Annotated in this window: 23 protein-coding genes; 10 read left to right on the plus strand and 13 right to left on the minus strand. The window is 39.2% G+C overall.

Going from position 1 to position 25,435, the window contains the following annotated elements; translation table 11 throughout:
- Positions 1–40: 40 nt before the first annotated feature.
- Complete coding sequence (locus UXI14_RS14620) at positions 41–451, minus strand: BrxA/BrxB family bacilliredoxin (RefSeq protein WP_277900433.1); 411 nt, start codon at positions 449–451, stop codon at positions 41–43.
- Positions 452–699: 248 nt separating this feature from the next.
- Between UXI14_RS14620 and UXI14_RS14625 the strand changes: the two genes are divergently transcribed.
- The 4 genes from UXI14_RS14625 to UXI14_RS14640 all read left to right on the plus strand — a co-directional run bounded on the left by UXI14_RS14625 (position 700) and on the right by UXI14_RS14640 (position 4,450).
- Positions 700–1,428, plus strand: coding sequence for a TerB family tellurite resistance protein (locus UXI14_RS14625; RefSeq protein ID WP_335966778.1), 729 nt, complete (start codon positions 700–702; stop codon positions 1,426–1,428).
- A gap of 149 nt (positions 1,429–1,577) precedes the next feature.
- On the plus strand, positions 1,578–2,165 hold the full coding sequence (locus UXI14_RS14630; RefSeq protein ID WP_335966779.1) for a HupE/UreJ family protein: 588 nt from the start codon (positions 1,578–1,580) through the stop codon (positions 2,163–2,165).
- 221 nt (positions 2,166–2,386) lie between these two features.
- Positions 2,387–2,821: a dCMP deaminase family protein gene (locus UXI14_RS14635; RefSeq protein ID WP_277900430.1), complete on the plus strand. Its 435-nt coding sequence runs from the start codon at positions 2,387–2,389 to the stop codon at positions 2,819–2,821.
- Positions 2,822–4,450 carry a S41 family peptidase gene (locus UXI14_RS14640; protein ID WP_277900429.1) on the plus strand — a complete coding sequence of 543 codons (1,629 nt, stop codon included), beginning with the start codon at positions 2,822–2,824 and terminating at the stop codon, positions 4,448–4,450.
- A 61-nt stretch (positions 4,451–4,511) separates the two neighbouring features.
- Here the strand turns inward: UXI14_RS14640 and UXI14_RS14645 are convergent, their stop codons facing one another.
- Genes UXI14_RS14645 through UXI14_RS14655 form a run of 3 tightly spaced genes read right to left on the minus strand, consistent with a single transcriptional unit; the run spans position 4,512 to position 5,941 of the window.
- Positions 4,512–5,120, minus strand: a complete 609-nt coding sequence (locus tag UXI14_RS14645) for an FAD-dependent oxidoreductase (RefSeq protein ID WP_277900428.1) — start codon at positions 5,118–5,120, stop codon at positions 4,512–4,514.
- The gene (locus UXI14_RS14650; protein ID WP_277900427.1) at positions 5,120–5,326 is read right to left on the minus strand and encodes a hypothetical protein; all 207 of its coding nucleotides are present in this window, start codon (positions 5,324–5,326) and stop codon (positions 5,120–5,122) included. Before UXI14_RS14650 ends, UXI14_RS14645 begins: the two co-directional genes overlap by 1 nt.
- A gap of 42 nt (positions 5,327–5,368) precedes the next feature.
- Positions 5,369–5,941, minus strand: coding sequence for a MarC family protein (locus tag UXI14_RS14655; RefSeq protein ID WP_277900426.1), 573 nt, complete (start codon positions 5,939–5,941; stop codon positions 5,369–5,371).
- A gap of 179 nt (positions 5,942–6,120) precedes the next feature.
- Between UXI14_RS14655 and UXI14_RS14660 the strand changes: the two genes are divergently transcribed.
- The 3 genes from UXI14_RS14660 to UXI14_RS14670 all read left to right on the plus strand — a co-directional run bounded on the left by UXI14_RS14660 (position 6,121) and on the right by UXI14_RS14670 (position 10,754).
- On the plus strand, positions 6,121–6,693 hold the full coding sequence (locus tag UXI14_RS14660) for a DUF3109 family protein (protein WP_277900425.1): 573 nt from the start codon (positions 6,121–6,123) through the stop codon (positions 6,691–6,693).
- Positions 6,694–7,072: 379 nt separating this feature from the next.
- Positions 7,073–8,053: a ribonucleotide-diphosphate reductase subunit beta gene (locus tag UXI14_RS14665; protein WP_277900424.1), complete on the plus strand. Its 981-nt coding sequence runs from the start codon at positions 7,073–7,075 to the stop codon at positions 8,051–8,053.
- A gap of 271 nt (positions 8,054–8,324) precedes the next feature.
- Positions 8,325–10,754, plus strand: coding sequence for a ribonucleoside-diphosphate reductase subunit alpha (locus UXI14_RS14670; protein ID WP_277900423.1), 2,430 nt, complete (start codon positions 8,325–8,327; stop codon positions 10,752–10,754).
- A 213-nt stretch (positions 10,755–10,967) separates the two neighbouring features.
- Here the strand turns inward: UXI14_RS14670 and UXI14_RS14675 are convergent, their stop codons facing one another.
- Together UXI14_RS14675 and UXI14_RS14680 are read right to left on the minus strand one after the other, a co-directional pair.
- Entirely contained in the window at positions 10,968–13,247 is a 2,280-nt protein-coding gene (locus UXI14_RS14675; protein ID WP_335966780.1) for an inorganic phosphate transporter, read from the minus strand.
- 57 nt (positions 13,248–13,304) lie between these two features.
- Positions 13,305–14,507: a porin gene (locus UXI14_RS14680; protein ID WP_335966781.1), complete on the minus strand. Its 1,203-nt coding sequence runs from the start codon at positions 14,505–14,507 to the stop codon at positions 13,305–13,307.
- Positions 14,508–14,952: 445 nt separating this feature from the next.
- Between UXI14_RS14680 and UXI14_RS14685 the strand changes: the two genes are divergently transcribed.
- Positions 14,953–16,293 carry a deoxyguanosinetriphosphate triphosphohydrolase gene (locus tag UXI14_RS14685; RefSeq protein ID WP_335966782.1) on the plus strand — a complete coding sequence of 447 codons (1,341 nt, stop codon included), beginning with the start codon at positions 14,953–14,955 and terminating at the stop codon, positions 16,291–16,293.
- A gap of 6 nt (positions 16,294–16,299) precedes the next feature.
- Here the strand turns inward: UXI14_RS14685 and UXI14_RS14690 are convergent, their stop codons facing one another.
- The 3 genes from UXI14_RS14690 to UXI14_RS14700 form a co-directional block, all read right to left on the minus strand.
- The gene (locus UXI14_RS14690; protein ID WP_335966783.1) at positions 16,300–17,325 is read right to left on the minus strand and encodes a DUF3078 domain-containing protein; all 1,026 of its coding nucleotides are present in this window, start codon (positions 17,323–17,325) and stop codon (positions 16,300–16,302) included.
- Between the two features lie 98 nt (positions 17,326–17,423).
- Positions 17,424–19,196 carry a 1-deoxy-D-xylulose-5-phosphate synthase gene (locus UXI14_RS14695; protein WP_335966784.1) on the minus strand — a complete coding sequence of 591 codons (1,773 nt, stop codon included), beginning with the start codon at positions 19,194–19,196 and terminating at the stop codon, positions 17,424–17,426.
- 146 nt (positions 19,197–19,342) lie between these two features.
- The gene (locus UXI14_RS14700; RefSeq protein WP_335966785.1) at positions 19,343–19,876 is read right to left on the minus strand and encodes a hypothetical protein; all 534 of its coding nucleotides are present in this window, start codon (positions 19,874–19,876) and stop codon (positions 19,343–19,345) included.
- 128 nt (positions 19,877–20,004) lie between these two features.
- On the opposite strand from UXI14_RS14700, the gene UXI14_RS14705 reads away from it, so the two are divergent.
- The gene (locus tag UXI14_RS14705) at positions 20,005–20,454 is read left to right on the plus strand and encodes a nucleoside deaminase (RefSeq protein WP_335966786.1); all 450 of its coding nucleotides are present in this window, start codon (positions 20,005–20,007) and stop codon (positions 20,452–20,454) included.
- A gap of 87 nt (positions 20,455–20,541) precedes the next feature.
- Here UXI14_RS14705 and UXI14_RS14710 read toward each other — a convergent pair whose 3' ends face one another.
- From UXI14_RS14710 to aspS, 4 genes are all read right to left on the minus strand, one after another.
- Positions 20,542–20,736 carry a cold shock domain-containing protein gene (locus UXI14_RS14710; protein ID WP_202028381.1) on the minus strand — a complete coding sequence of 65 codons (195 nt, stop codon included), beginning with the start codon at positions 20,734–20,736 and terminating at the stop codon, positions 20,542–20,544.
- Positions 20,737–20,820: 84 nt separating this feature from the next.
- On the minus strand, positions 20,821–21,075 hold the full coding sequence (locus UXI14_RS14715; protein ID WP_335966787.1) for a hypothetical protein: 255 nt from the start codon (positions 21,073–21,075) through the stop codon (positions 20,821–20,823).
- A 38-nt stretch (positions 21,076–21,113) separates the two neighbouring features.
- Complete coding sequence (locus tag UXI14_RS14720; RefSeq protein ID WP_277900414.1) at positions 21,114–22,907, minus strand: chloride channel protein; 1,794 nt, start codon at positions 22,905–22,907, stop codon at positions 21,114–21,116.
- Between the two features lie 59 nt (positions 22,908–22,966).
- Positions 22,967–24,715 carry an aspartate--tRNA ligase gene (gene aspS / locus UXI14_RS14725; RefSeq protein WP_335966788.1) on the minus strand — a complete coding sequence of 583 codons (1,749 nt, stop codon included), beginning with the start codon at positions 24,713–24,715 and terminating at the stop codon, positions 22,967–22,969.
- Between the two features lie 326 nt (positions 24,716–25,041).
- Between aspS and UXI14_RS14730 the strand changes: the two genes are divergently transcribed.
- A complete protein-coding gene (locus UXI14_RS14730; RefSeq protein WP_277900412.1) occupies positions 25,042–25,398 on the plus strand; it encodes a nicotinic acid mononucleotide adenyltransferase in 357 nt (118 codons plus the stop codon).
- Positions 25,399–25,435 lie beyond the last annotated feature (37 nt).

The raw sequence follows: 25,435 nt of genomic DNA on the forward strand, positions 1-25,435 counted from the left end.
AAACGTGGCTTGAATACGGTTAAAAAGCATACTATTTTGCTTAGCAATGTTCGTTATATGCTTCGGTAAGGTTATCGGCAATAATTTCTGCTGGTCTCCCTTCAATATGGTGCCTTTCCAGCATATGTACCAATTCGCCGTCTTTAAACAAAGCCATGCAAGGTGAAGATGGGGGGAACGGCAACATATATTCCCGTGCCTTGTCGGTAGCTTCTTTGTCAAAGCCTGCAAAAACCGTATATAAATTATCTGGGGTTTTTGCATTTCTCAAACTCATTTTTGCACCGGGTCTTGCATTGGCCGCGGCACAACCGCAAACGGAATTTACGACCACTAGTGTTGTACCTTCTTTTTTCATGGCGGCATCTACGGCTTCAGTCGAGAGTAATTCTTCAAAACCTACAGCTACAAGGTCGTCTTTCATGGGTTTTACTAATTCTGCTGGATACATAATCGCTATATTTTAATATTTTTATTTCAGTTAACTAATTAAGTCGCAAAGATAAAGAAAAACATACACTTTTTATGTTGATTTAAGGCTTATGATTTTGCCGGTTTTTATTGAAGTTAAATGGCCTTAAGTTAATTTTTTTATAAGCTGACCTGAATGTCGCTGGTTGCATGTAAATTTTAATAAACATCAATTCATATAGCAACCAACAAAATAGCCTTATATTTGAAGCTTATAAAAAAAATGTTATGTTTAAATGGGTCTTGGCATTTGCCGGATACTTTTTTTTGCGGATTCCAGGTGTTGTTATCGGGTTTATTATTGGCAGTTTAATAGATAGCCAAAGAAAGGGCGGGATACGTATTGACACGATTTTTAATGATAGAGACGAAGTTTCCCCGGCCGATTTCGAGCTGAATCTGCTCTCGCTCTGTTCGATTGTAATCAAAGCCGACGGAAAAGTCAACCAAAACGAACTGCAATACGTGCGCAGCTACTTTATTGCAACGTATGGGAAAGACAAGGCAAATGCCATTTTTAAAACTTTTAATGAAATTGTTAAAAAAAGAGAGGTTTCTGCCGAACGTATTTGTGGCTATTTAAACCAACGGACACGATATGAAGTCCGATTGCAATTATTGCACTTTCTTTTTGGGATTGCCCAAGCCGATGGTGCCGTAACGGAATCGGAACGGCTTAAAATTCGTGAGATTGCGGGCTATTTTAGAATTCATTACAGGGATTTTGAAAGTATCAAGGCCATGTTTGTCAAATCGGCAGATACGGCCTATAAAATTCTAGAAATCGACAAAGATGCCAGTGATGCCGATGTAAAGGCCGCCTATAGGCAAATGGTAAAAAAATACCATCCCGATAAAGTACGTACAAACGATGAAGCTATAAAAAAAGGGGCCGAGGATAAATTTAAGGAAGTGCAAATGGCTTACGAGCAGATTCAAAAAGAACGGGGGATGTAAATAAAGATTGGATTATTTTTTATCTGTGTATCAAAGAATTAAAAAAGGCACTTTTAGGAAATGTGAAATTTTAGCGAATGTTTGTTAGAATTTTAACGGATTTTTTAAAATAATTGTAAGTTTGACAAACCCATAAATCTAAATGCAATATGGATCAGTTTTGGTTCTATTTTAAGCTCGGGCTTAATCACGTACTCGATATCAATGCATACGACCATGTATTGTTTTTCATTGTATTAACGGTGCCTTATACCTTTAGCAATTGGAAAAGGGTGTTATGGTTGGTCACTATTTTTACGTTGGGGCATACACTTTCACTTATATTGGCCACATATGGTGTTGTTACGGTTAGTTCCGGACTTGTAGAATGCTTAATACCAATTACCATATTTATTACGGCCGTGTTTAATATTTTTACTGCCGGAAAAGGGGCAAAACGGGAAAAGTTTGGCTTGGCATTTTTTGCTACCTTGTTTTTTGGACTCATACACGGGTTAGGGTTTTCTACATATTTTAAGCAAATAGTGGCCAGTGCTTCAAACAAATTGGTGCCACTGCTGGAATTTGCATTGGGCATCGAGGCTTCGCAGATTATCGTGGTTATAATAGTGTTGATCATTGGATTTTTGGTGCAGACTATCTTTCGGTTTAATAAAAGAGACTGGATTATGGTCATTTCAGCAATAGTAATAGGATTTGTAATTCCCATGTTAATTGACTCATGTGCATTTAATTAGGTTAAAATTAACTGTATTCAAGTTGTAATTAAGGTTCAAAGCCTTTATCTTCGTCTCGAAATAGGCAACCTATCAATTAGTGTTGCTTTTTTTAACTCACTAAGTGAGGTTTTCAAAAACTTAAAACACGGCGGGACCATGCTTTATTGGTGGCTTGCCAATAAATAATTTAATTGAGATGGCTTTTGGGCGTGCCCGGGCCAGTTGCTTCAACAAATGCTATGATTGATAAAAAGCAGGCAAGATACGACAGGGCCTATTTAAGGATGGCTCAGGAATGGGGAAAACTGTCACATTGTAAAAGAAAACAAGTTGGCGCAATTATTGTTAAAGATAGAATGATTATCTCTGATGGATACAATGGCACCCCGACCGGATTCGAAAATGTATGCGAAGACGAAGAAGGTTTTACCAAATGGTACGTCCTGCATGCCGAGGCAAATGCCATACTTAAAGTAGCATCGTCTACGCAGTCATGCCATGGAGCAACACTCTATATAACCCTGTCTCCGTGCAAGGAATGTAGCAAACTGGTGCACCAGGCAGGAATTAAACGGGTTGTGTACATACATGCATATAAAGATAGCGAAGGACTACAATTTTTAGAAAAGGCCGGCGTAGAGCTGGTCCATATGGAGAACTTAGAAGAAGATTAAATGCTGAAAAACAAAAACTATTTATTGCCCCTCATTATTGCGGCTGCATTGGCGGTTGGAATTTTTATTGGCGGAAAGTTAAACTTTAACGATACCCCCGAAAAACTTTTCTCAACAAATTCTAAAAAAGACAAATTAAACAGGCTTATCGATTATATAGATTACGAATATGTAGATGATGTAAATACAGATAGCATTGTAGACGTAACGGTAAACAATATATTAAACAAGCTGGACCCCCATTCTGTGTATATTCCAAAAAGGGAAGCGGCAAAAGTTGCAGAAAACATGAAAGGCGACTTTGTGGGCGTGGGCGTGAGCTTTTACATGTACAAAGACTCGCTGGCCGTTATCAGGCCAATAGAGGGCGGTCCGAGCATGAAGGCGGGGATCAGGGCCGGAGACAGGATATTAATGGCCGATAACGATACCCTTTACGGAAAGGAATTAAGTAGCCGGGAAATAGTAAGCAAATTAAAAGGCGACAATAAAACATCCATAAAATTACTGGTATACCGGCCTTCTGAAAAGAAAACACTAAAAATAGACCTAAAACGGGCCGAGGTACCCCTACAAAGTGTCGATGCCTATTATTTATTGGCTTCAGATCTGGGTTACATTAAAATTAACCGCTTTGCCGAAAGTACGTACCGCGAATTTAAAAGTGCGCTTAACCAACTTCAAAAACAGGGCATAACAAAACTTGCTTTGGATTTGCGCGATAACCCTGGCGGGTATTTGGGCATAGCCGAACAAATAGCCGATGAATTTCTGGAAGATGATAAACTAATACTTTTTACCAAAAACAAAAGTGGTGCCATAGAAAAAGCATATGCTTCTAAAAGGGGGAATTTTGAAGATGGAGAAATTTATGTGCTTATCAATGAAAAATCGGCTTCTGCTAGCGAAATCGTAGCTGGTGCATTGCAAGACAACGACCGTGGGACCATAATCGGGCGACGCTCTTTTGGAAAAGGACTGGTGCAGCGCGAAATGGGCTTAGGCGATGGATCTTCGGTGAGGCTTACCGTATCGAGATATTATACCCCTACAGGAAGGTCTATTCAGCGCTCTTACGAAAATGGTACCGAAGATTATTACAAACAGTTTTATAAAAGGTACGAGAACGGCGAAATGCGCTCGGCCGATAGTATTAAAATAGCTGATTCCCTGGTTTTTAAAACTCCCAAAGGAAAAATAGTTTACGGTGGGGGGGGCATTATCCCCGATATCTTTGTGCCTATTAATGCTACCCAGGAAGAAGCGTGGGTAAACAGTATGCTCGACTCTGGATTTATGTCTTTTTATGTTTTTGAATATTTAGATATGCATAGAAATACCTACAATGAAATTTCACCCAACGAATTTATATTGAACTTTGTGGTGAACGACGAAATGGTAGACGATTTTATGTATTATGCCGAAGACCGTGGCCTGAATATCGACTTAACGCCTTACAAGGAGAACCTGAAACTCTATATTAAAGCCACTATGGCAGAGCAATTGTACGACGAGAACATTCAGCAGCAGATCCTAAAGCAAAATGATGCCATGCTTGAAGCCGTCCTACATGTTGCGGAGGCTGATGAAGCTGATGTGGAAACGGCACAATATCAAGAAACAGAATAATCGAACTCAGGTATATGTTATTTCTCCGGAGATATAAACTTCAACTATAAAAAACTACATCTCAAACATCGAGCTTGTCGTGCACTTTTGTATGCTTGCCGTCGTTCCAAAACGTAAGGATGTCGGTTGCTACTTGTGCCCCGCTACCCGCCGCAATGGCAAATTGACTTCTCCATCCGGCAAGCGTGCCGGCAACATAAAGCCCTTGTTTAATTAAATGATTGTAATTTTTAAGCTGAACCCTGTTTTTTTCGGCAGGGCTTAAAGCATGTGGCTCTATATAGCCTTTTAGGCCTTCAATATTAAATAAGTTGGTATATCCTATGGCAATAACCGCAATTTTGGTGACATAGGTGCTTTTGTTGGTGGAAACAGTGTATATGCCGTTTTCTTCTTGTACGGAAAGAACTTTTTCTTTTTCAATTTGCTCAATCTGTGGATAAAGATTTGCAAGTTGCTTTTTTCCTTCATTCAGGATTTCGAGCCCGCTGGTCCCCGGTGGAATTCCTAGAACATTGTTGAGCAATGCCGATTGGAGGTGCGAAGCTTTTTGGTGCATTACAATCCCTATTTTTTTGTCCTTGGCGTATGCTGTTTTATGGGCAGAGCCCAAAACCAGTGCGCACTGCATTCCCGAAGCCCCTCCGCCAATTATAAGCGCATCAAACATTATTTTTCCTGTTCTTTGAGTTTGTCTTGAATTTTTTTAGACTGATAGAATATCGACAATAATAAAATCGCGCATAACGAGGCTATAATTCCTATAACCGCAATTAAGCTGTCTCCTTGAAACGGGCTGTCGAAATCCAACATGGTTACATTAAAGCCAATCATGGCAACGGCAAATAGAATGAGGATTATAGTTAAAATTTTCATTTGAAATAGATTTATTTTTTTTAATACCGTTAAAAAATCGCCTTAAAACAAGCCGGTTACATTGGTGGCAAACAGCTTAACGGCTATGGCCAGCAAAATTACGCCAAAAACTTTACGTATCACAGCCAAACCCGATTTACCTAGAATCTTACCTATTTTACTGGAAGATTTCAATACAAGGTAAACTATAATAATGTTGACAATAATGGCCACTATAATGTTCTCCACATGGTATTCTGCCCTAAGCGATAGAATAGACGTCATGGTACCCGCCCCGGCAATTAACGGGAAGGCCAAAGGGACTATGGAAGCTGTTTCTGGCGCATCGTCTTTATATAGGGTAATGCCCAAAATCATTTCAATGGCCAAAAAGAAAATGATAAAAGATCCGGCAACGGCAAACGAGTTTACATCAATGCCGATAAGCGAAAGAATGGTTTCTCCAATAAACAAAAAGGCAATCATGATAACGGCAGCCACAATGGAGGCCTTTTCCGATTGTATATGACCTACCTTATTTCGCAAATCTACAATTATTGGAACACTTCCTACGATATCGATTACGGCAAATAAAATCATGCCGGCGGTTATAATTTCCTTTAGATCAAAATTCATTTTAAATGGGCTTTAAAAATCGGTGCAAAGCTATAAATAACTAATTGATTTCTAACGAATAGTTTTATTAAAAAAGCAGGAAAATTTTTCTATCTCTTTATTTCTCAGAATCGTTGGAAAATCTTCGAATATCCATGAACAGGTCGCACCTGTGTCTTTAAAAAAAGTATATTTGCAGCATGTTTCAATTAGGGAAAACTATTGTATCTGAAGAGATACTGGAAAACGATTTTGTTTGCAACCTTTCGGCCTGCAAAGGGGCCTGTTGTGTTGATGGGGAAGCCGGGGCTCCGGTTGAAAATGATGAAACCAAAATACTGGAAGAAATTTACCCCAAAGTGAAGCCTTATTTAAGAAAAGAAGGCATCGAGGCCATTGAAAGGCAGGGCACGTATGTAAAAGGACTGGATGGCGAATGGGAGACCCCTTTGGTTAACGGCAGCGAATGTGCCTATGTTACTTTTGCCGAAAATGGTACGGCGCTTTGCGGTATTGAGCAAGCCTATAACGCGGGGGGGGTTAATTGGAAAAAACCCATTTCTTGTTACCTGTATCCGGTGCGTATTAGGCAGTATCAAGAATTTGCAGCTGTAAATTATCATAAATGGCATATTTGCGACGATGCATGTACGCTTGGCACAACGCTTCAAGTGCCCGTATACAAGTTTGTTAAAAATGCGCTCATAGAAAAGTTCGGCATAGAATGGTACGAAGAATTAGAGCAGGTCGCCAAAGACCTGGGGCATTCATAAGCGGGTGTTTTTAGCCGTTGCCTGTGTAAAAAGACTTTCTCGGTAAAATTAAAAAAAGAGATTTTAGGAAAAGTTCCTCTAGCGATATTTTTTTACATCGCATACTGCTTGCTTTCAGTATTTTGGGTGTTTTATCGGGATATTGCGCGTTTTTTTAGCGATGTTTTTTATGGTTGAGTTTCAGTTTCAACAAATTGATTAACAATATCTTAACACGCCCCTGTTTATGGGTGTTGAAGATAGATTTCAACAATTCATGTTAAAAACTTTTACAACAATTCATGTTAATAACCTTTCATTTTCGCCGTCATTTTTCAATCTTTGTTAGTCCCAAGTCACAATAAAAAATCAAATAATAAAACGCTAAAAATCAGAAGAAATGTCAGCAGCAGTAGAGCCAATTTTGCAAGAAAATAAAGACCGGTTTGTTATTTTTCCAATACAACACCACGATATTTGGGAGTGGTATAAAAAACAAGAGGCCTGTTTTTGGACTGCGGAGGAAATTGATCTACATCAGGATTTAACAGATTGGAACAGTAAATTAAACGCCGACGAGCAATATTTTATAAAACACATATTGGCATTTTTTGCTGCTTCAGATGGTATCGTGAATGAAAATCTGGCCGAAAATTTTGTGAATGAGGTGCAGTATTCTGAAGCTAAATTCTTTTATGGTTTCCAGATCATGATGGAAAACATCCATTCTGAAACCTATTCGTTGTTAATAGACACCTATGTGAAAAACGAAAAGGAAAAAAGTACTCTTTTTAAGGCTATTGAAAATTTTCCTGCTATTAAAAAGAAAGCAGACTGGGCCTTGAAATGGATCGAGTCCCCAAGTTTTGCCGAACGGTTAATTGCTTTTGCGGCCGTTGAAGGAATTTTCTTTTCGGGGGCATTTTGTTCTATTTTCTGGTTGAAAAAACGTGGTTTAATGCCGGGATTGACCTTTTCAAACGAGCTGATTTCCCGTGATGAAGGGATGCACTGTGATTTTGCGGTACACCTTCATAACCATCACTTAAAAAATAAAGTGAGCAAGGAGCGTATCAAAGAAATTATAATAGATGCCCTGGATATCGAGCGCGAGTTTATTACCGAATCGCTCCCGATAAGCTTAATTGGGATGAACGCCACTTTAATGACACAGTATTTGGAGTTTGTGACAGATAGGCTCTTGGTGGAATTGGAATGCGAGAAAGTGTACAACTCCACGAATCCGTTTGACTTTATGGATATGATTTCGTTACAGGGAAAAACAAATTTCTTTGAAAAACGAGTGTCAGAATACCAAAAAGCAGGCGTGCTTAACAAAGACGACGAAGACCAAAAAATTAGCTTCGACGCAGATTTCTAGATTATATTGAAGCAAACAAAGAAAATCAAGGAACCCCCGTTTAATAATAATTTTTAGAAAGTCCGGATTTAGGAAAACACGGACTGGATTGGCTCACATAGTGGGCTTGCCCGATAACCATTGGGAGTTTCGGGACAAAAATTCCGGTGCTTACTTGCCCGATATTCATGGCAGGCACAGTATCGAAATGTTTTAATAGTTTTCCTAGTATGTGCCTTGGGGCGAACCACAAGGCAATTGACTATCCTTTAACCATAAAATTTTGTAGCGTATGTATGTAATTAAAAGAGACGGCAGAAAAGAGCCCATTATGTTCGATAAGATTACGGCACGGGTCCGTAAACTTTGCTATGGGCTAAACGAATTAGTAGACCCCGTAAAAGTAGCCATGAGAGTTATTGAAGGGCTATATGATGGTGTTACCACATCCGAACTGGATAACCTTGCAGCAGAAATTGCCGCAACAATGACCACAACACATCCGGATTATGCAAGATTGGCCGCTAGGATTTCTGTGTCCAACCTTCACAAAAACACGAAGAAATCGTTTTCTGAAACCATGACCGATCTCTATGAATACGTGAACCCGCGAACTGGGAAAAAAGCACCGCTACTTTCAGACGAGGTTTATGAAGTAATCCAGAAAAATGCCGACAAACTGGATTCCATGATTATTTATAACCGCGATTTCGGGTATGATTATTTTGGATTTAAAACATTGGAGCGTTCATATCTGTTAAAATTAAACGGAAAGATTGCCGAACGCCCACAGCATATGTTAATGAGGGTTTCTGTTGGAATTCACCTTGACGATATAGACAGTGCTTTGGAGACTTACGAACTCATGTCTAAAAAATATTTTACACACGCTACTCCTACCTTATTTAATTCTGGAACCCCAAAACCGCAAATGTCTTCCTGCTTTTTAATTACAGCCAAAGAAGACAGTATTGACGGAATATACGATACGCTTAAACAAACGGCCAAAATATCGCAATCGGCTGGCGGTATTGGGCTTTCTATACATAACATACGCGCAACGGGAAGTTATATCGCAGGAACCAACGGTACTTCCAACGGGATCGTGCCCATGCTAAAAGTATTTAACGATACCGCACGTTACGTAGATCAAGGTGGGGGAAAACGTAAAGGATCGTTTGCTATTTATATTGAACCTTGGCATGCCGATATTTTTGATTTCCTAGACCTTAAAAAGAACCACGGAAAAGAAGAAATGCGTGCACGCGACCTTTTCTATGCCATGTGGATGTCAGACTTGTTCATGAAACGGGTAGAGGAAAACGGGGAGTGGACACTAATGTGCCCTAACGAATGCCCGGGGCTTTGCGATGTGCACAGCGAAGAATTTGAAGCACTTTATACCAAATACGAAAAAGAAGGTAAAGGAAGAAAAACCATTAAAGCACGTGAATTGTGGGAGAAAATCCTGGAATCTCAAATAGAAACAGGAACTCCGTACATGCTATACAAAGATGCTGCCAACAGAAAATCGAACCAAAAGAATTTGGGGACCATCCGTTCTTCCAACCTTTGTACGGAAATCCTTGAATATACTTCACCAGATGAAGTTGCGGTTTGTAATTTGGCTTCTATTGCTTTACCAATGTTTGTAAAAAACAACGAGTTTGATCATAAAGAACTCTACAAAGTAACCAAAAGGGTTACCAAAAACTTAAATAGGGTAATTGACAGAAATTATTATCCGGTAGAAGAAGCCAGGAATTCCAATTTCCGCCACAGGCCAATAGGATTGGGAGTTCAGGGGCTAGCAGATACGTTTATTAAATTACGCATGCCTTTTACTTCGGATGAGGCTAAGAAACTTAATCAGGATATCTTTGAAACCCTTTATTATGCAGCAGTTACAGCTTCTATGGAAATGGCCAAAGAGGAGGGCACATACGAATCGTACAAAGGATCGCCAATTTCCAAAGGAGAATTTCAACACAACCTTTGGGGGATTAAAGACAAAGAGCTTTCTGGAAACTGGGATTGGGAAAAGCTACGTAAAGACGTAAAAAAACACGGGGTAAGAAACTCACTGTTGGTAGCACCAATGCCAACGGCCTCTACATCGCAAATACTGGGTAATAATGAATGTTTTGAGCCATATACGTCCAATATCTATACGCGAAGGGTGCTTTCGGGCGAGTTTATAGTTGTAAACAAACACTTGTTGGAAGACTTGGTGAACCTCGGTTTATGGACCGAAGAATTAAAACAGGAATTAATGCGTGCCAATGGTTCTATTCAGCATATAGAGATTATTCCACAAGATATAAAAGACCTTTACAAAACGGTTTGGGAGTTGAGCATGAAAGACATTATCGATATGTCACGCCACAGAGGATATTTTATAGACCAGTCGCAATCGCTTAACCTGTTTATGGAAGGCGCCAATTATGCGAAGCTTACCTCGATGCATTTCTATGCATGGAAAAGCGGCTTAAAAACGGGCATGTACTACTTAAGGACAAAATCGGCGGTAGATGCCATTAAATTTACATTGGACAATACCAAAAAGACCGAAAAAGTTCCAGCCGAAGCAGCCGAGGTAAAAGCAAAACCGGCAGCGGCAACCCCCGTTGCGGTAGAACCTTTATCGCCACAGGAATTAAAAGAAATGTTGGCAAAATCGAGAGATGCAGAAGACGACGATTGCCTTATGTGCGGATCTTAGATCTTTTCATTTATATAATAATTGAGGAAAGGGGAAGTTGTTTTACAGCTTCCTTTTTTTTGGATAATTAATTGTTTCCAGATATAAAGAGGTTTACTCCTCTATGAAATAAGTCAAAAGAAAAGATATTACGAGACGTATGCCCATAAAAAAAATCGGGTAACATGTTAAAAAACTACCCGATTTATAAAAAAGTGCTTATAAACAAACCACTTATTCTTCTTCAGTGGCCGTAATTTCTGCTTTTGGTACAGAGCTGTCGTATTGATCGTGATACAACTCTAAAAGGTTCATGGTAGCGACTACCAAGTCTTTGGTTTCGGTAAGCAAGCTAAAATATAAGGAGGTGTTTTTCGGACTGGATTCCTCGCTTCTGGTCCTTGAAATTTGCTTTTCAATTTTCTTGCTAACACTTTCCATCAGACCTTGTTTTTCCTGAAGGAGCATATGGATGTCTTCAAAGGCACGTGCATCAAAACTCTTTTTTATATTGCTGAAGAGCGATTGCATTTCATTTTGAAGGTCCAGTAATTCGCGTGTTTGATTGTATTTTAATTTTTTGTGATTATTGTTTACGTGTTTATAGGAAGCTTTCCCGATATATTCGAGCGATTGCGCCATGTCTTGCAGATACCCTAATATGTTGATGTAAAAATGACTTGCACCTACACTTGATTCATCTAGATTTTTAATAAAATAGAATACACTTTCCTGAAGCTCGTCAATCTCCGAGGTAAGCTTGGCTTCCCCTTTTTTGGCTTTTTTAAGTTGCTTAAGGTCTTCTTTGGAGAGCCCTGTAATGGCTCCGGTGTATATTTTATGTGCGCGATTGGCTACAGCGGCAATGTTATCGGCACTTTCTTCAATAACACCTTGAATGGAACTACTTTCGGCCCTGCTTAAGCTGTCTTCTTCTTTTGTGACCTGTGATTTTTTCTTATAGTTAATGTAATTTCTCGCCAATAATACAACGGCAAAGAAAAGTAAAACGGCTATAATGGCTGGGCCGCCTATATAAATAAGGTATGCCATGATAGAGGCGGCAACAAAGGCAATAATAGCGGTAAAAAACCATCCGCCAATTACATTAAACACACCCGCAACACGATAAACGGCACTTTCGCGTCCCCAAGCCCTGTCGGCCAAAGAGGTACCCATAGCTACCATAAAAGTTACATAAGTGGTAGATAGAGGTAGTTTGTTTGATGTGGCAATGGATATTAATATCCCGGCAATCATTAGGTTGACCGATGCCCTGATGAGGTCGAATGCTGGAAGGTCTTGGCTTTTACTTTTATTAACGGTAACAACAGGTTTTTCAAATTGCGCATTAATTTTACGTTGTACGGTTTTCGGTAAAAAAAAGTTAATGCCTTGGCTTGTTTTGGTTGCTGCCCGTACAATTGCCCTTGACAGTAAATTTGGCTGGAACTTTTCTTTTCCTTCATTCTGTCTGGATAGTCCAATTTCTGTTTCGGCTACAGATCTTGCTTTTTTAGAAAACCAAAGGGTTAAAACCATAATGCCTCCGGCAATAAAGAGCAACATAGGCTCGGTAGGCACTTTTTGTGCCAAGGACCCCATGGCAAACTGATCTGGCGCAACACCTGAGGCCACCCAGGCTTCATACGAGTGGTATGCAGCCATTGGAACGCCTATAAAGTTTACAAGGTCGTTGCCGGAGAATGCCAATGCCAGTCCAAATGTTCCCATGGCAATTACCACAACCAGCACATTCTTTTTAAAAAGGGTAGCATATAGTTGAGAGAACAGGGTCCAAACAATAAAACTAATAATGAGGACATATAGTTCGTTTCCTTCCGTAACGCCCTTAAGATTTTCATAATAAGGAGTTCCCTTGAGCCCTTTCATGAAGATAAAATATGTAATTCCTGTAAGTGCAACTCCGCCAAAAAGTGCTCCGAAATACTTCATCTTCTTTTCGTATTGGAAAGAAAAAATCAATCTGGATAGAAACTGTACAATGGCACCTATTGTAAATGCAATTACTACAGATAGGAGAATGCCCATTATAATTTCCAAGGCTTTGTCCGAGTTGATGTATTTTGAGAGGTCGGCAACCGTTTCCCCATCGTTACCTGCAATTTTAATAAGTGCCAATGCCACGGCAGCACCTAAAAGTTCGAAAACAATGGAAACCGTAGTAGATGTTGGCATTCCCAAGGTATTGAAAAAGTCTAACAAGAGAATATCAGTAATCATGACCGCCATAAAAATGATCATAATCTCATTAAACATAAATTCTTTTGGCACAAAAATACCTTTACGGGCTACTTCCATCATTCCGCTGGAAAATACAGCTCCAATAAAAATCCCTATGCTTGCGATAACCATAATCGACTTGAAAGAAATAGCTTTCGAGCCAATGGCCGAGTTTAGAAAATTAACGGCATCGTTACTGACACCGACAACTAAATCTGCAATTGCCAGAATGGCCAGTGCGAAGATCATTAACAAATAGATATTCTCCATAACTTTAAATATAAATTATTCTTTTTTATATAACTATTTAATATTCAGTTTTTTAATTTAAAAATGTAATTCCATTTGTAATCTTGCCATGATCTCGTTGCCACTTTGAAAGGCAGACAAATAACTTACATCTGTTTGTACTTTTAATTTATGCCCGACAATATACTTGGAAATGCCAAATGTATATTGGTCTTCATAACTTTTTCTATATTCACCTATTTCGTCCATGTCCAGATTGGTATAACGCCCACTTATTTCCCAATTGCTATTAAATAAATATCCTGCCTGTACATTAAAGCCATTTCCAACTTCAACTACGTCGCCTGTTGGGGTGCCATCGGAATTTCTTGCAATAGGGTCGTCTGCATTTCTGTTGGCATATTCACTTAAAAACGAAAAGCCTTTATATTTAAAAACTATATCGAGGAAAAGGGTAGAAATATCGGTTTCATAAGGTTTTGTATCGGTTTCCATAAAAGTGCCCATATTGCTTCGGGTTTTTATGGCATCGTCGTTAAAGTCGTATGTCGCACCTATCATTAACTTGGGTTTATTTTCCCGTTTTAAAGCAGAGCCCTGGTATTCGTTGTTTCCTTCAAAAGCACCAAAAGGCAAAAGTTCGATTCTGGACGTATACTGATAGCCGCCTATATTTCCAACGGTCACGTTTCTTCCTTCACCTTGGGAAAAGGCAAATTTTTCACGTATTAAAAAATTTTGCCCAGTATAAAAGTGATGTCTTAGCTGGAGGCCTATGTCGCGGTCTATGTTAAACTCTGCATTTAAAAGGGAACGGTCTACAAATTGTAGGTTTCCCGACGAGATAACGCGCTCCACGTTCCCTGGCAGTTTGGTCTGTCCGGCCCAAAGGCTGAAGTTTTTGTAAAAATTCCATTTTATCAAAGCGTCGTAGATATATCTTGGGGTATTGTTTGTATAGGGCGATCCGCCGGAAATATCCCGGTTTGATAATCCTATTTCTATTTTATAAGTAAGTTTTTTGGTGAATGCAAAGCCGTCGAACTTTAAACGGGCTCTTCTGATAAGGAAATTTGTATCAAAATCGGTAGAGTTGTCATTGTTTTCTTGCCAAGTTGCAGTTCCAAGTAGCTGAATTCTAGTAGCAAATTTCATACTCCACGTACTATCTTTTCCGGTGATATTAAGTATCCCCTTACCAAAGCGGGGCGCTTTAATCTCTTGTGCATTTGTATAGCACATGGCGAGAAACAGCAATCCCACAGTTGCATAATATTTCATATCGCTTTTAGTTTTTGTCGCTGCAAAGAACAGATAGAAATGTTAAGAAATTGTTTCCTGTATATTAAGATATTAAAAATTATGCAGTTGCAAAAAAAAGGCTGCCCAAAACGGGCAGCCGGATATTTCAGTAACTAAGTCGACAAAAACTAAAAGTTGTTGAAATATATGTTTTTTCTTAATGCCAAAAGTCTGCTATTAATTTGAAATTAGCGTAAATAAATTATTAACTTAACATTAAGTTTATCCTTATAAAAGATAAGCAGATAAACTTCCATGAATACAAGGAAATAACTTATTTAAAAAACCAATATCCCGCATTGTGTTTAGCACTTAAAGATTGATTTTGTTTAGGGTTTACAACTCTTAGTTGTAGGTATAATTTTTAATAAAACCTTACATATAATAAAACTCTACAGTATATTGCAAACTATAAATTAGGAGTATGAACTGGGAAGAATTATTGTCGTTAAAAAGGTATAACGACACGCACAAAAGATTGAGAAAAGAGCAGGATGAAACCCGTTTGGGGTTTGAGGTAGACTATGACCGGATAATTTTTTCGTCGGCTTTTAGGAGTTTGCAGGATAAAACGCAGGTAATCCCGCTTTCCAAAACCGATTTTGTGCATACCCGGTTAACACACAGCTTAGAAGTTTCGGTGGTGGGCCGAAGCCTTGGCAGAACGGTTGGCAAGGCCATTTTGGAAAAGCATCCTTATTTAGGCGAAGTCCACGGGTATAAGTTTAATGATTTTGGCGCAATTGTGGCTGCCGCTGCTTTGGCACACGATATTGGTAATCCGCCATTTGGGCATAGTGGAGAGAAAGCAATTGGCGAATATTTTAAAAATGGAAACGGAGAAAAATATAAATCGCAATTAACCGATAAAGAGTATCAGGACGTTATAGATTTTGAAGGAAATGCCAATGGCTTCAGAATTTTAACCGAAAGCCGAAAAGGTATAATCGGGGGTTTGCGATTAAGCTATGCTACGCTTGGTGCTTTTATGAAATATCCAAAAGAATCGCTTCCGAAGAAACCTACGCAACAAATTGCCGATAAAAAGTTTGGTTTTTTTCAATCCGAAAAGGATATATTCAAGGATGTTGCTACAGAACTGGGCCTTGTACAAACCAGGTCCGGAAACGATATTTCGTTTTGCAGGCACCCCCTTACCTTTTTGGTGGAAGCCGCCGATGATATTTGTTACACCATTATTGATTTTGAAGACGGTATCAATCTCGGGTTAATTCAGGAAGAATATGCCCTGGAATATTTAATTAAACTGGTGCAGGATACCATCAATATTAATAAATATCATTCTTTAACAACAAAAGAAGACCGTTTGGGGTATTTAAGGGCACTTTCCATTAATACACTTATAGCCGATGCCACTAGAATTTTTATTGAAAACGAAACCGATATTTTGAATGGCAATTTTCATGTTTCGCTATTGGAAAAATCAAAATATAAGGCTCAAATTGAAGACATTATCAGCTTGAGCATAAAAAATATCTATAAAAGCAATGAGGTCATCCAGAAAGAAATTGTAGGTTATAAAATAATAGACCAGCTGTTGGATACCTTTTGCGGCGCCGTCATGCGTACCAGCACAGGTAAGGCAACAAATTACGATAAATTGGTGCTCAACCTTTTGCCAGACCGGTTTAAGGGAGCAACCGGGGCATACGATACTTTATTGCTGGTAACTCAATTTGTGGCAGGCTTAACCGATGGTAATGCCTTGTTGATTTTTAATAAAATAAACGGGGAACTGGTTTAAGATTACTTAAAAGTTGTAAATAACCCCAACGCCCAAAGATTGCTTAAACTGTACACGCGGGCCGTATGTTATTTTTTCGCCACTGGCAAGCTCGGTCTCCTCAAACTTAACGTCGTTGTCATAAATAAGCTGTGTCCCCACATTGGCAACCACATACTCGTTTACTTTAAGCTCAACATCAAGCAACCAGTTTACATCAATATTTCCAAAACTGTTGAGATAATCGCTATACAAGGTAATCCTGTTGGACAAAAACATATTTTCGTATATCTTGGTTTGATACGAGTTTGTAACTAAAAAACCGAGTTCGGTTACTACTTTTTGTCCATCTGATATTTTGTTTCCGTCTGCGTCGTATGTAGCCTTTTTAACACCAAAAGAGCCTGCATCGGCCAAATCTTGGTCGAGTACAAAGGTCGATTTTTGAGTAATGGGCGAAATATAAAGTTTAAAATCTTTTCCTTCGGGGGAATATTCGCTACCAAAACCAAACAAAAAATAGCCCGGGGCCATGAACCTTGAAATAGGGTTGTCGGTATCGGGATATTTGTAACCGTTGGCAAACTGAGTGTTAAAATTCGCTTTGGCAGAAAAATACCAGTTAGATAGGTTATCCATTCTAAAGCCCAAAGTGGAGTTAATGGCAAAAGCATCTTCGGTTTTTCTAACCTTTTGTCCTTCCTGTACGTTCAGGCCATAACGCATAATCATTTCGTTGTTCCATTGCACCTTTTCATGCTTATAATTTCTTTCAAATTGAGCGTTGCTCAACCCGCTAATGGAATTGTTTCCCCCTGCGCTCCAGTTTACAAAAGCAATTTCGCTTATGTTTAGCCCCGCTTTGTTTATGCGTTTCCAACGGGGAGGCAAAGGTTTATATTCTTTGATAATCTTGGTTAAGTTTACGGTATCTTTTCCCGAAATAATATATATTTCGTTGGTTCTGGGATTGGTATACACATGCTGATCGTCGTCTTGGGCATTTGCAGATGCTAAAAATAACATGAAAAAGATAACAGTAAGAATTCTCATTTTTACATAAATATTAGGTTGGGTTGTACGTACACAATGCGTTATGTATTTTTATAAAAGTTGGCTTCACGGGTGCAAAAATGCTAAAAAATGCTTGTTTATAAAAATTTATTAAGCTGAACGGCGATGCTTTTTGGGTGAATACCAACCGCAAATTGCAGTTCTTCAACGGAACCCTGTTCTATAAATTGTTCGGGAATGCCAAGAATTTTAATTTTATTTTTATACCGATGCTTTACTGCAAACTCACAAAGGGCACTGCCCATACCGCCTTTTATGCTCCCGTCTTCTACCGTTACTATTTTTTTATAAGTCGAAAAGATATAATGCAAGAGGTTTTCGTCCATTGGAGCCAAAAAGCGCAGGTCAAAATGTGCAATACGTTCTTTGCCCATAGAATTGTTAATTGCTTCTGAAGCATTTTGTGCCATGTTACCAATAGTTACTACAGCAATATCTTTTCCCTTTTTTAACTCAACCCCTGTACCAATTTCAATTTCTTCAAAAGGCTTTTTCCAATCCAGTGTAATACCCCTTCCGCGTGGATACCTAATGGCAATAGGGAAATCTAATCCCAATTGGGCGGTATACATAATATTTCTTAACTCGATTTCGTTCCTTGGGGCAAAAATTATAATGTTTGGAATGCACCTTAGGTACGCAAGATCAAAAGCACCGTGGTGTGTGGCGCCATCCTGTCCCACAAGTCCGGCGCGGTCCAGGCAAAAAATAACGGGCAGTTTTTGCAACGCCACATCATGGATTACCTGGTCGTAAGCCCGTTGTAAAAAAGTGGAATAAATATTGCAAAAGGGGAGAAGGCCCTGTGTTGCCATTCCGGCTGCGAGCGTTACGGCATGTTGTTCGGCAATGCCAACATCAAATGCGCGGTCCGGGAATTTCTTCATCATGTATTTTAAAGAGCTTCCGGTAGGCATGGCAGGCGTTATCCCGACAATTTTTTTGTTTTGTTCGGCCAATTCCATAATGGTTGCCCCAAAAACATCTTGATATTTTGGGGGCTCTTCTTTATTGGGTTGTACAATAAGTGCCCCGGTATGTTTGTCGAATTTTCCAGGGGCATGGTATTTTACCTGGTCTTCTTCTGCCTTTTTTAAACCTTTTCCTTTGGTGGTAATAATGTGTAAAAATTTTGGTCCCTTTTTCTTTTTAAGCCGTTCCAGTTCTTTTAAAAGTTTTGGGAGGCTATGCCCGTCAATGGGCCCGCTATAATCAAAATTAAGAGCTTTTATAATATTGTTCTTAGCAAGCTGTCTGTCCTTTTTTACATTGGTAAGATATTCTTTCAAGGCACCTACGCTTGGGTCTATTCCAATGGCGTTATCGTTTAAAACAATAAGCAGGTTTGCTTTGCTAACGCCTGCATGATTAAGAGCTTCAAAGGCCATTCCGCTGGCAATGGAGGCGTCGCCAATTACGGCAATGTGGTGTTTTTCGGTTTCGCCTTTTAAATTAGAAGCCATTGCCATGCCCAAAGCGGCCGAAATAGAGGTGGAGCTATGCCCAACGCCAAAAGTATCGTACCTGCTTTCAGACCTGCGCGGAAAACCACTCAACCCGTTTAATTGCCTGTTGGTATGGAAAACATCTCTTCGTTCCGTTAAAATTTTATGTCCGTATGCTTGGTGCCCCACGTCCCAGACCAGTTGGTCGGCCGGGGTGTTAAATATGTAATGCAGGGCAATGGTAAGTTCTACAACGCCCAAGCTGGCGCCCAAATGGCCTTCTTTTGTAGAAACGATATCGATAATAAAATCGCGCAACTCGCCAGCCAAAGCGGGAAGTTGGTCTTTGGTTAATTTCCGAAGATCGGCGGGATCGTTAACGGTTTCTAATAAAGGATGCTCCATACCGCAAAAGTACAAAGTATCGCGGGTTAATAAATAGGGAATTTGTTGGATTTTTTATAGGATGTAAGTCAAATCTGTACTTTTAGGTCTTAACACGGCAATGGATTCTTTTTTTGACCGAAATGGCTTTATTTCAAGCGACATGTTTACTTAGGCATGAACCTGCTTGGGTCTTCTTTTTCTTTTCTTCTTTTTTCCCTGTCTTCAAAAGAGTCAGGTTTGTTCTGCTCAATTTCAACTTCGGTTTTTTTATTCCTTTTTGGACTTGTCTGTAAATTGCCATGATTGGAAATAGGCTTTTTAGTTTTGTTTCTGTTGAACTGAAAAATAATAATCCCAACAAGGATAATGGTAGCTATAACGGCAATCAAGGTCGAATTTTGAAAAAGAATAACAATGCCTAGTATTGGCAGGATAATTCCCCAATATTGCATGGGGATCCAAAAAAGGGTGTGATTGTTTTTTATGCGGAATCTTTGCCCTGTTTTCTCATCAATAAAAACCCGATTATCTGCTCTGTTCCATTTACGGCCGAAAGCCCAACTAAAAAGACCCGTTAAGAAAGCTGCAAAAACAAATCCGTAATCACTACTTTCTTTAGGTAAAAAGTAAAATCCTGCAAACAAGGAAGCAAATAAAACAAGGACAATTAAAAATCCTCTGCCAGACCATATTATCATTATAGCGAAATATTATTATAGTGAATGTTGTATGTGTAGTAAATATAATCAATTTCTTTTAATATGATGTAAATAATCTTAAATTTTATTTTCAGCTTCTTTTCATTTTGAATTGTACCTTTGTAATTATGATAGAACCTTTTGATGATGCCTATTTTATGAAAAAAGCCATTCAGGAAGCAGAAAAGGCTTTTGATAGTGGTGAAATTCCGGTTGGCGCCATTGTGGTAGTCGATAATAAAATTATAGCCAGGGCACACAATCTTACCGAAACGTTACACGACGTAACTGCTCATGCCGAAATGCAGGCAATTACGGCTGCTGCCAATTATTTGGGGGGTAAGTACCTTAACGGATGTACCATGTACATTACTTTAGAACCTTGCCAAATGTGCGCCGGGGCCCTTTATTGGAGCCAAATAAGCAAAATTGTATATGGGGCAACCGATCAACACCGTGGTTATACGATAATGGGAACCAAACTTCACCCAAAAACCGAAGTTGTAAGTGGGGTAATGGAGCAGGAATCGGCTTCTTTGCTAAAAAGGTTTTTTATTGAAAAAAGAAACCTGAATTGATTTCATAAGGAGATTACTAAAAACTGTTCCATAAAAAAAGCCGTCCAATCTGGACGGCTTTTAGATACTACAAAAATAAAATATCTTTTAGCCGATTACCTGCACTTGTGCAGCAACCATGCCTTTTCTTCCTTCTTCTTCTTCGTATTCTACTTTGTCACCTTCGTTTAGTTCAACACCTTTAAGTTCAGTTACGTGAACAAAAATGTCTTTACCTGTTTCGTCGTTGGTTATGAATCCGTAACCTTTTGATTCATTGAAAAATTTTACTGTACCAGTCATTATAAATTGTAATAAAAATTAAAGTACCAAATGTACCAATTTAATTGAGAGTGCAAATAAAATTATGGTTATTTCTTTTAAAAATTATTGATTTTCAGTGTTTTCCTCCTTTTTTTCGTTCATTTTATCAAGATTTTCCTTTGTTAACATGTAATCTGATATTTTTTTGCCCTTTGAACGGGAGATTAAAAACAGTGGCATTAAGATAAAAGCCGTAGCAATAACAGAAATTCCAATAATCCTATCGCCCACAAGGTCGTTGTCCTGCCATTTAAAATAATAGCCTGTGCAAAAACCAATAATAATTAAAGCAAATATAATTTGGACAACTCTTTTCATGGCCTGTTTTTATTCAATATAGCGTATTAAATTGAGAATTATTCGGTGAAAGAGATTAATTTTCTTCGATAGGCGGTTAAAAGTTTGGATTTGGACACAAACCCGTAGTATTTATCATCTTTTGTTACCGGAAGGTTCCATGCACCGCTATCTTGAAATTTTTGCATGACCCTTGTCATTTTATCGGTTTGCATCTTGATGACCTCAGGCGGGTTTTGCATGACATCCGAAGCTTTGATTTCTTCGTATAAACTTTGGTCAAACATAATCGATCGGATATCGTCCAATAAAATAATCCCTTCCAAATAGCGGGTTTCCCTATTGAGTACCGGAAATATATTCCTGTTGGATTTTACCACGGCATTGTGCACAATATCGCCAAGGGTCATATCTGGAAATAGGGGGACAAAGTTTGTCTCGATTACGCTTTCAATATCCATCAAGGTCAATACCGCTTGATCTTTATTATGGGTTATCAATTCGCCTTTATTGGCCAGTTCCATGGTATAGACAGAATGCGGTATAAAGTATTTGGTAATGGCAAACGAAATGGTTGCGGTAATCATTAACGGAATAAATAGCTCATAACCGCCGGTTAATTCGGCAATAAGGAAAATAGCTGTTAGGGGGGCGTGCAGTACACCGGCCATGAGCCCGGTCATGCCGACAAGTGTAAAATTGCTTTCGGAAACAGGGTTGCTTAAAATCCCTAAATGATTTAATACTTTGGCAAGGCAATTGCCCATTATGCTCCCCATGAACAAGGTAGGTGCAAAAATACCACCAACACCGCCGGCCCCAAAAGTAATGGCACTGGCCACAATTTTAAATAGGATAAGGCCCACTAGTAGGGCAACCACAACCCATACATTGTCCAGATCGATGTTAAAAAAGTTGTTTTCAAGTGCTGCCTTGGGGTGGCCTTGTACCAAATGGTTAATTACTTCATATCCTTCTCCGTATAGTGGCGGAATAAAAAACACAATAATTCCAATAGCAATACCCCCTATAATGAGGCGCCTAATGGGAGAACTTATTTTGTCGAAATAATCGTGTATGTATGCATATACTTTGGTGAAATATATGGATGTAAACCCGGCAACAACCCCCAAAAGAATAAAGAAGGGGACATCGTGCAGTACAAAATCGTCTTCTAGTTTAAAAGGTAGCAGAATATCGCTTCCGAAGAAAAAATAAGAAGTTATAACGCCCGACAAAGATGCCAACAACAAAGGTAGTAACGATGCTAAGGTAAGGTCAAGGCTAAAAACTTCCACGGCAAAAATAATGGCTGCAATGGGGGCCTTGAAAATAGATGCCATTGCCCCGGCCGCTGCGGCCCCAATTAAGAGTGTCCGGCTAGCTTGGTTCATATGGAACAAGCGGGCTATGTTGGAACTTAATGCTGCACCGGTGGCAACCGTAGGCCCTTCAAGCCCAACCGAACCCCCAAAACCTACCGTAAAAGGTGCGGTAAGGATACTTCCTATCATTTGGAACTGCTTCATGATTCCTTTTCGCTTTGAAATGGCAAAGAGGGTAGAAGGGATACCATGGCTAACCCTGTTCCTTATTATATACTTCATAATAAGGTATGTGAGTGTTAAACCAATTATCGGGTAGACAAAGTAAAAGGCATGGTGGAACTGTTGAACAAGCTTTCCTTCAAGCAATAACTGTATAAAGTGCGTAAGGTTTTTTAACACAACGGCGCCCAATCCGGAGGTAAAACCAACCAGAATGCTCAAGATGTATATAAATTGGCGTTGCGAAATATGTTTGGCACGCCATATTAATATTCGGGTAAAAAGACTTTTTTTAGTATGAGGCATCACCCATGGATTTAATATAAAAAACGCTTGCAAATATAATACTTACAAGCGTTTGATTTTTAAATATTTAACTTAATGTGCAGTTCGTCCAGTTGTTCGTTGTCTATTTTAGACGGGGCATCGATCATAACATCACGGCCCGCATTGTTTTTTGGGAAAGCAATAAAATCGCGAATAGTTTCCTGTCCACCTAAAATTGCCACCAATCTATCAAAACCAAAGGCCAATCCACCATGTGGCGGGGCACCATATTGAAAAGCGTCCATTAAGAATCCAAATTGAGCTTTGGCTTCATCTTCGGTAAACCCGAGATGCTTGAACATCAAGGCCTGTAAACCCTTATCGAATATTCTTATGGATCCTCCGCCAATTTCATTGCCGTTCAGCACTAGGTCGTATGCATTGGCCCTTACGCTCCCGGGATCGGTATCCAGAAGTTTGATATCTTCTGGTTTTGGAGAGGTAAACGGGTGGTGCATGGCATGGTACCGGCTAGTTTCCTCGTCCCACTCCAACAATGGAAAATCCACCACCCATAGCGGAGCAAATTCATTGGGATTTCTCAAGCCCAAACGCTCTGCCATTTCCATACGTAAGGCACTTAATTGCGTCCTGGTTTTATGTGTTGGCCCCGAAAGCACACAAATAAGGTCTCCGGTTTTGGCCCCGGTAGCTTCTGCCCATTTTTTAAGGTCGTCTTGGTCGTAAAATTTATCAACGGAAGATTTATAGCTGCCGTCTTCGTTGCACTTAACGTACACCATGCCCGGCGCACCAATTTGTGGGCGCTTTACCCAATCTATAAGCTTATCTATTTCTTTTCTGGTATAATCGGCAGCTCCCGGAATAGCAATCCCGACAACCAGTTCGGCGTCGTTAAAAACTTTAAAACCTTTATGTTGGGCTACGGCGTTGAGTTCGCCAAATTCCATCCCGAAGCGGATATCGGGCTTGTCGTTTCCATATTTTTTCATGGCTTCATCATAGGTCATTCGCGGAAAACCGCCAATTTCTACTTCTTTTATTTCTTTTAAAAGATGACGTGTAAGCCCTTCAAAAACGTTTAAAATGTCTTCTTGTTCAACAAAGGCCATTTCGCAGTCTATTTGCGTAAATTCCGGTTGTCTGTCGGCGCGAAGGTCTTCGTCCCTAAAGCATTTTACAATTTGAAAATATTTGTCCATACCGCCCACCATTAGCAATTGCTTGAAAGTTTGGGGCGATTGTGGCAGGGCATAAAACTCGCCCTCGTTCATCCTGGAAGGCACCACAAAATCGCGTGCACCTTCGGGGGTGGACTTGATAAGGTATGGGGTTTCAATTTCTACAAAACCTTCGTTTGAAAGGTAATTTCTAACTTCTATGCCCACCTTGTGCCTAAAAATGAGGCTGTTTTTTACCGGGTTGCGACGAATGTCCAAATACCGGTATTTCATCCGCAGGTCCTCGCCGCCATCTGTTTCGTTTTCAATGGTAAAAGGCGGAGTTATGGATTTGTTTAAAACCGTAATGTTTTTAACCAGCACCTCAATCTCGCCGGTGGGTATATTACTGTTTTTAGATTCTCTTTCAATTACCGTTCCGTCTACTTTAATAACAAATTCCCTTCCGAGGCGCTGTGCGGTTTCCAGTACTTCTTTTGGGGTACGCTCTTCATCAAAAATAAGTTGTGTTATTCCATATCGATCGCGAAGGTCTACCCAAACCATAAAACCTTTATCCCTTACTTTCTGTACCCAGCCCGATAAGGTAACTTCACTGTTAATGTGCGCTTTGCGTAATTCGCCACAAGTATGACTTCTATACATGGATTCTTTAGATTTTTATAAGATGCAAAGGTAATAAGTTACTTGAGGTAAAAGAAAAATTTCAATCGAGTTTTTTCTAATGTTAAATTTTAAGCAAAAATTTTAATTTGATAAAATCATAAATAACTAACAATCAGTAAAATATAAGCTTAATGTTAATTTAATGTTATGTAAACGTTTTTTAAATGTAAAATATTTAATTATATTTGTTAAGTAAGTGTAACACTTGCGGAGAAAATAGCGAAAAATATAAAGTGCTGAAGATTACTAACATAATAAAGAAGCATTTTTTAGCGAAGATTGTAAAACACTAAAAAATTAAGAACATGAAAAAGACACTATTAATTTTTGCAATGCTTTTTTCGTTAGTGATGGTAGCTCAAAAGGTTGAGAACAAACCAAAACTGGAGAAAGAAGGAGAAATGGTGAAGGCTACTTATTTCCATGAAAATGGACAAATAGCACAAACGGGTTATTATTTAAACGGAAAGCTTCATGGAGAATGGAAGGCGTTTGATGAAAATGGAAAGAAGACGGCCATGGCCAAGTATGAGAACGGAAAGAAAACCGGAAAATGGTTTTTTTGGAACGATAAAATTCTAAAAGAAGTAAATTATCAAGACAACAGAATTACAAACGTGACTACATGGAACAATGCCAGTCCGGTTGTTGTTACCGAATAACATTGACGGTTAAGTTAATTTAAAACCACGCATTGCG

The organism is Galbibacter sp. PAP.153, assembly GCF_037029175.1.
Taxonomy (GTDB): Bacteria; Bacteroidota; Bacteroidia; order Flavobacteriales; family Flavobacteriaceae; genus Galbibacter; species Galbibacter pacificus.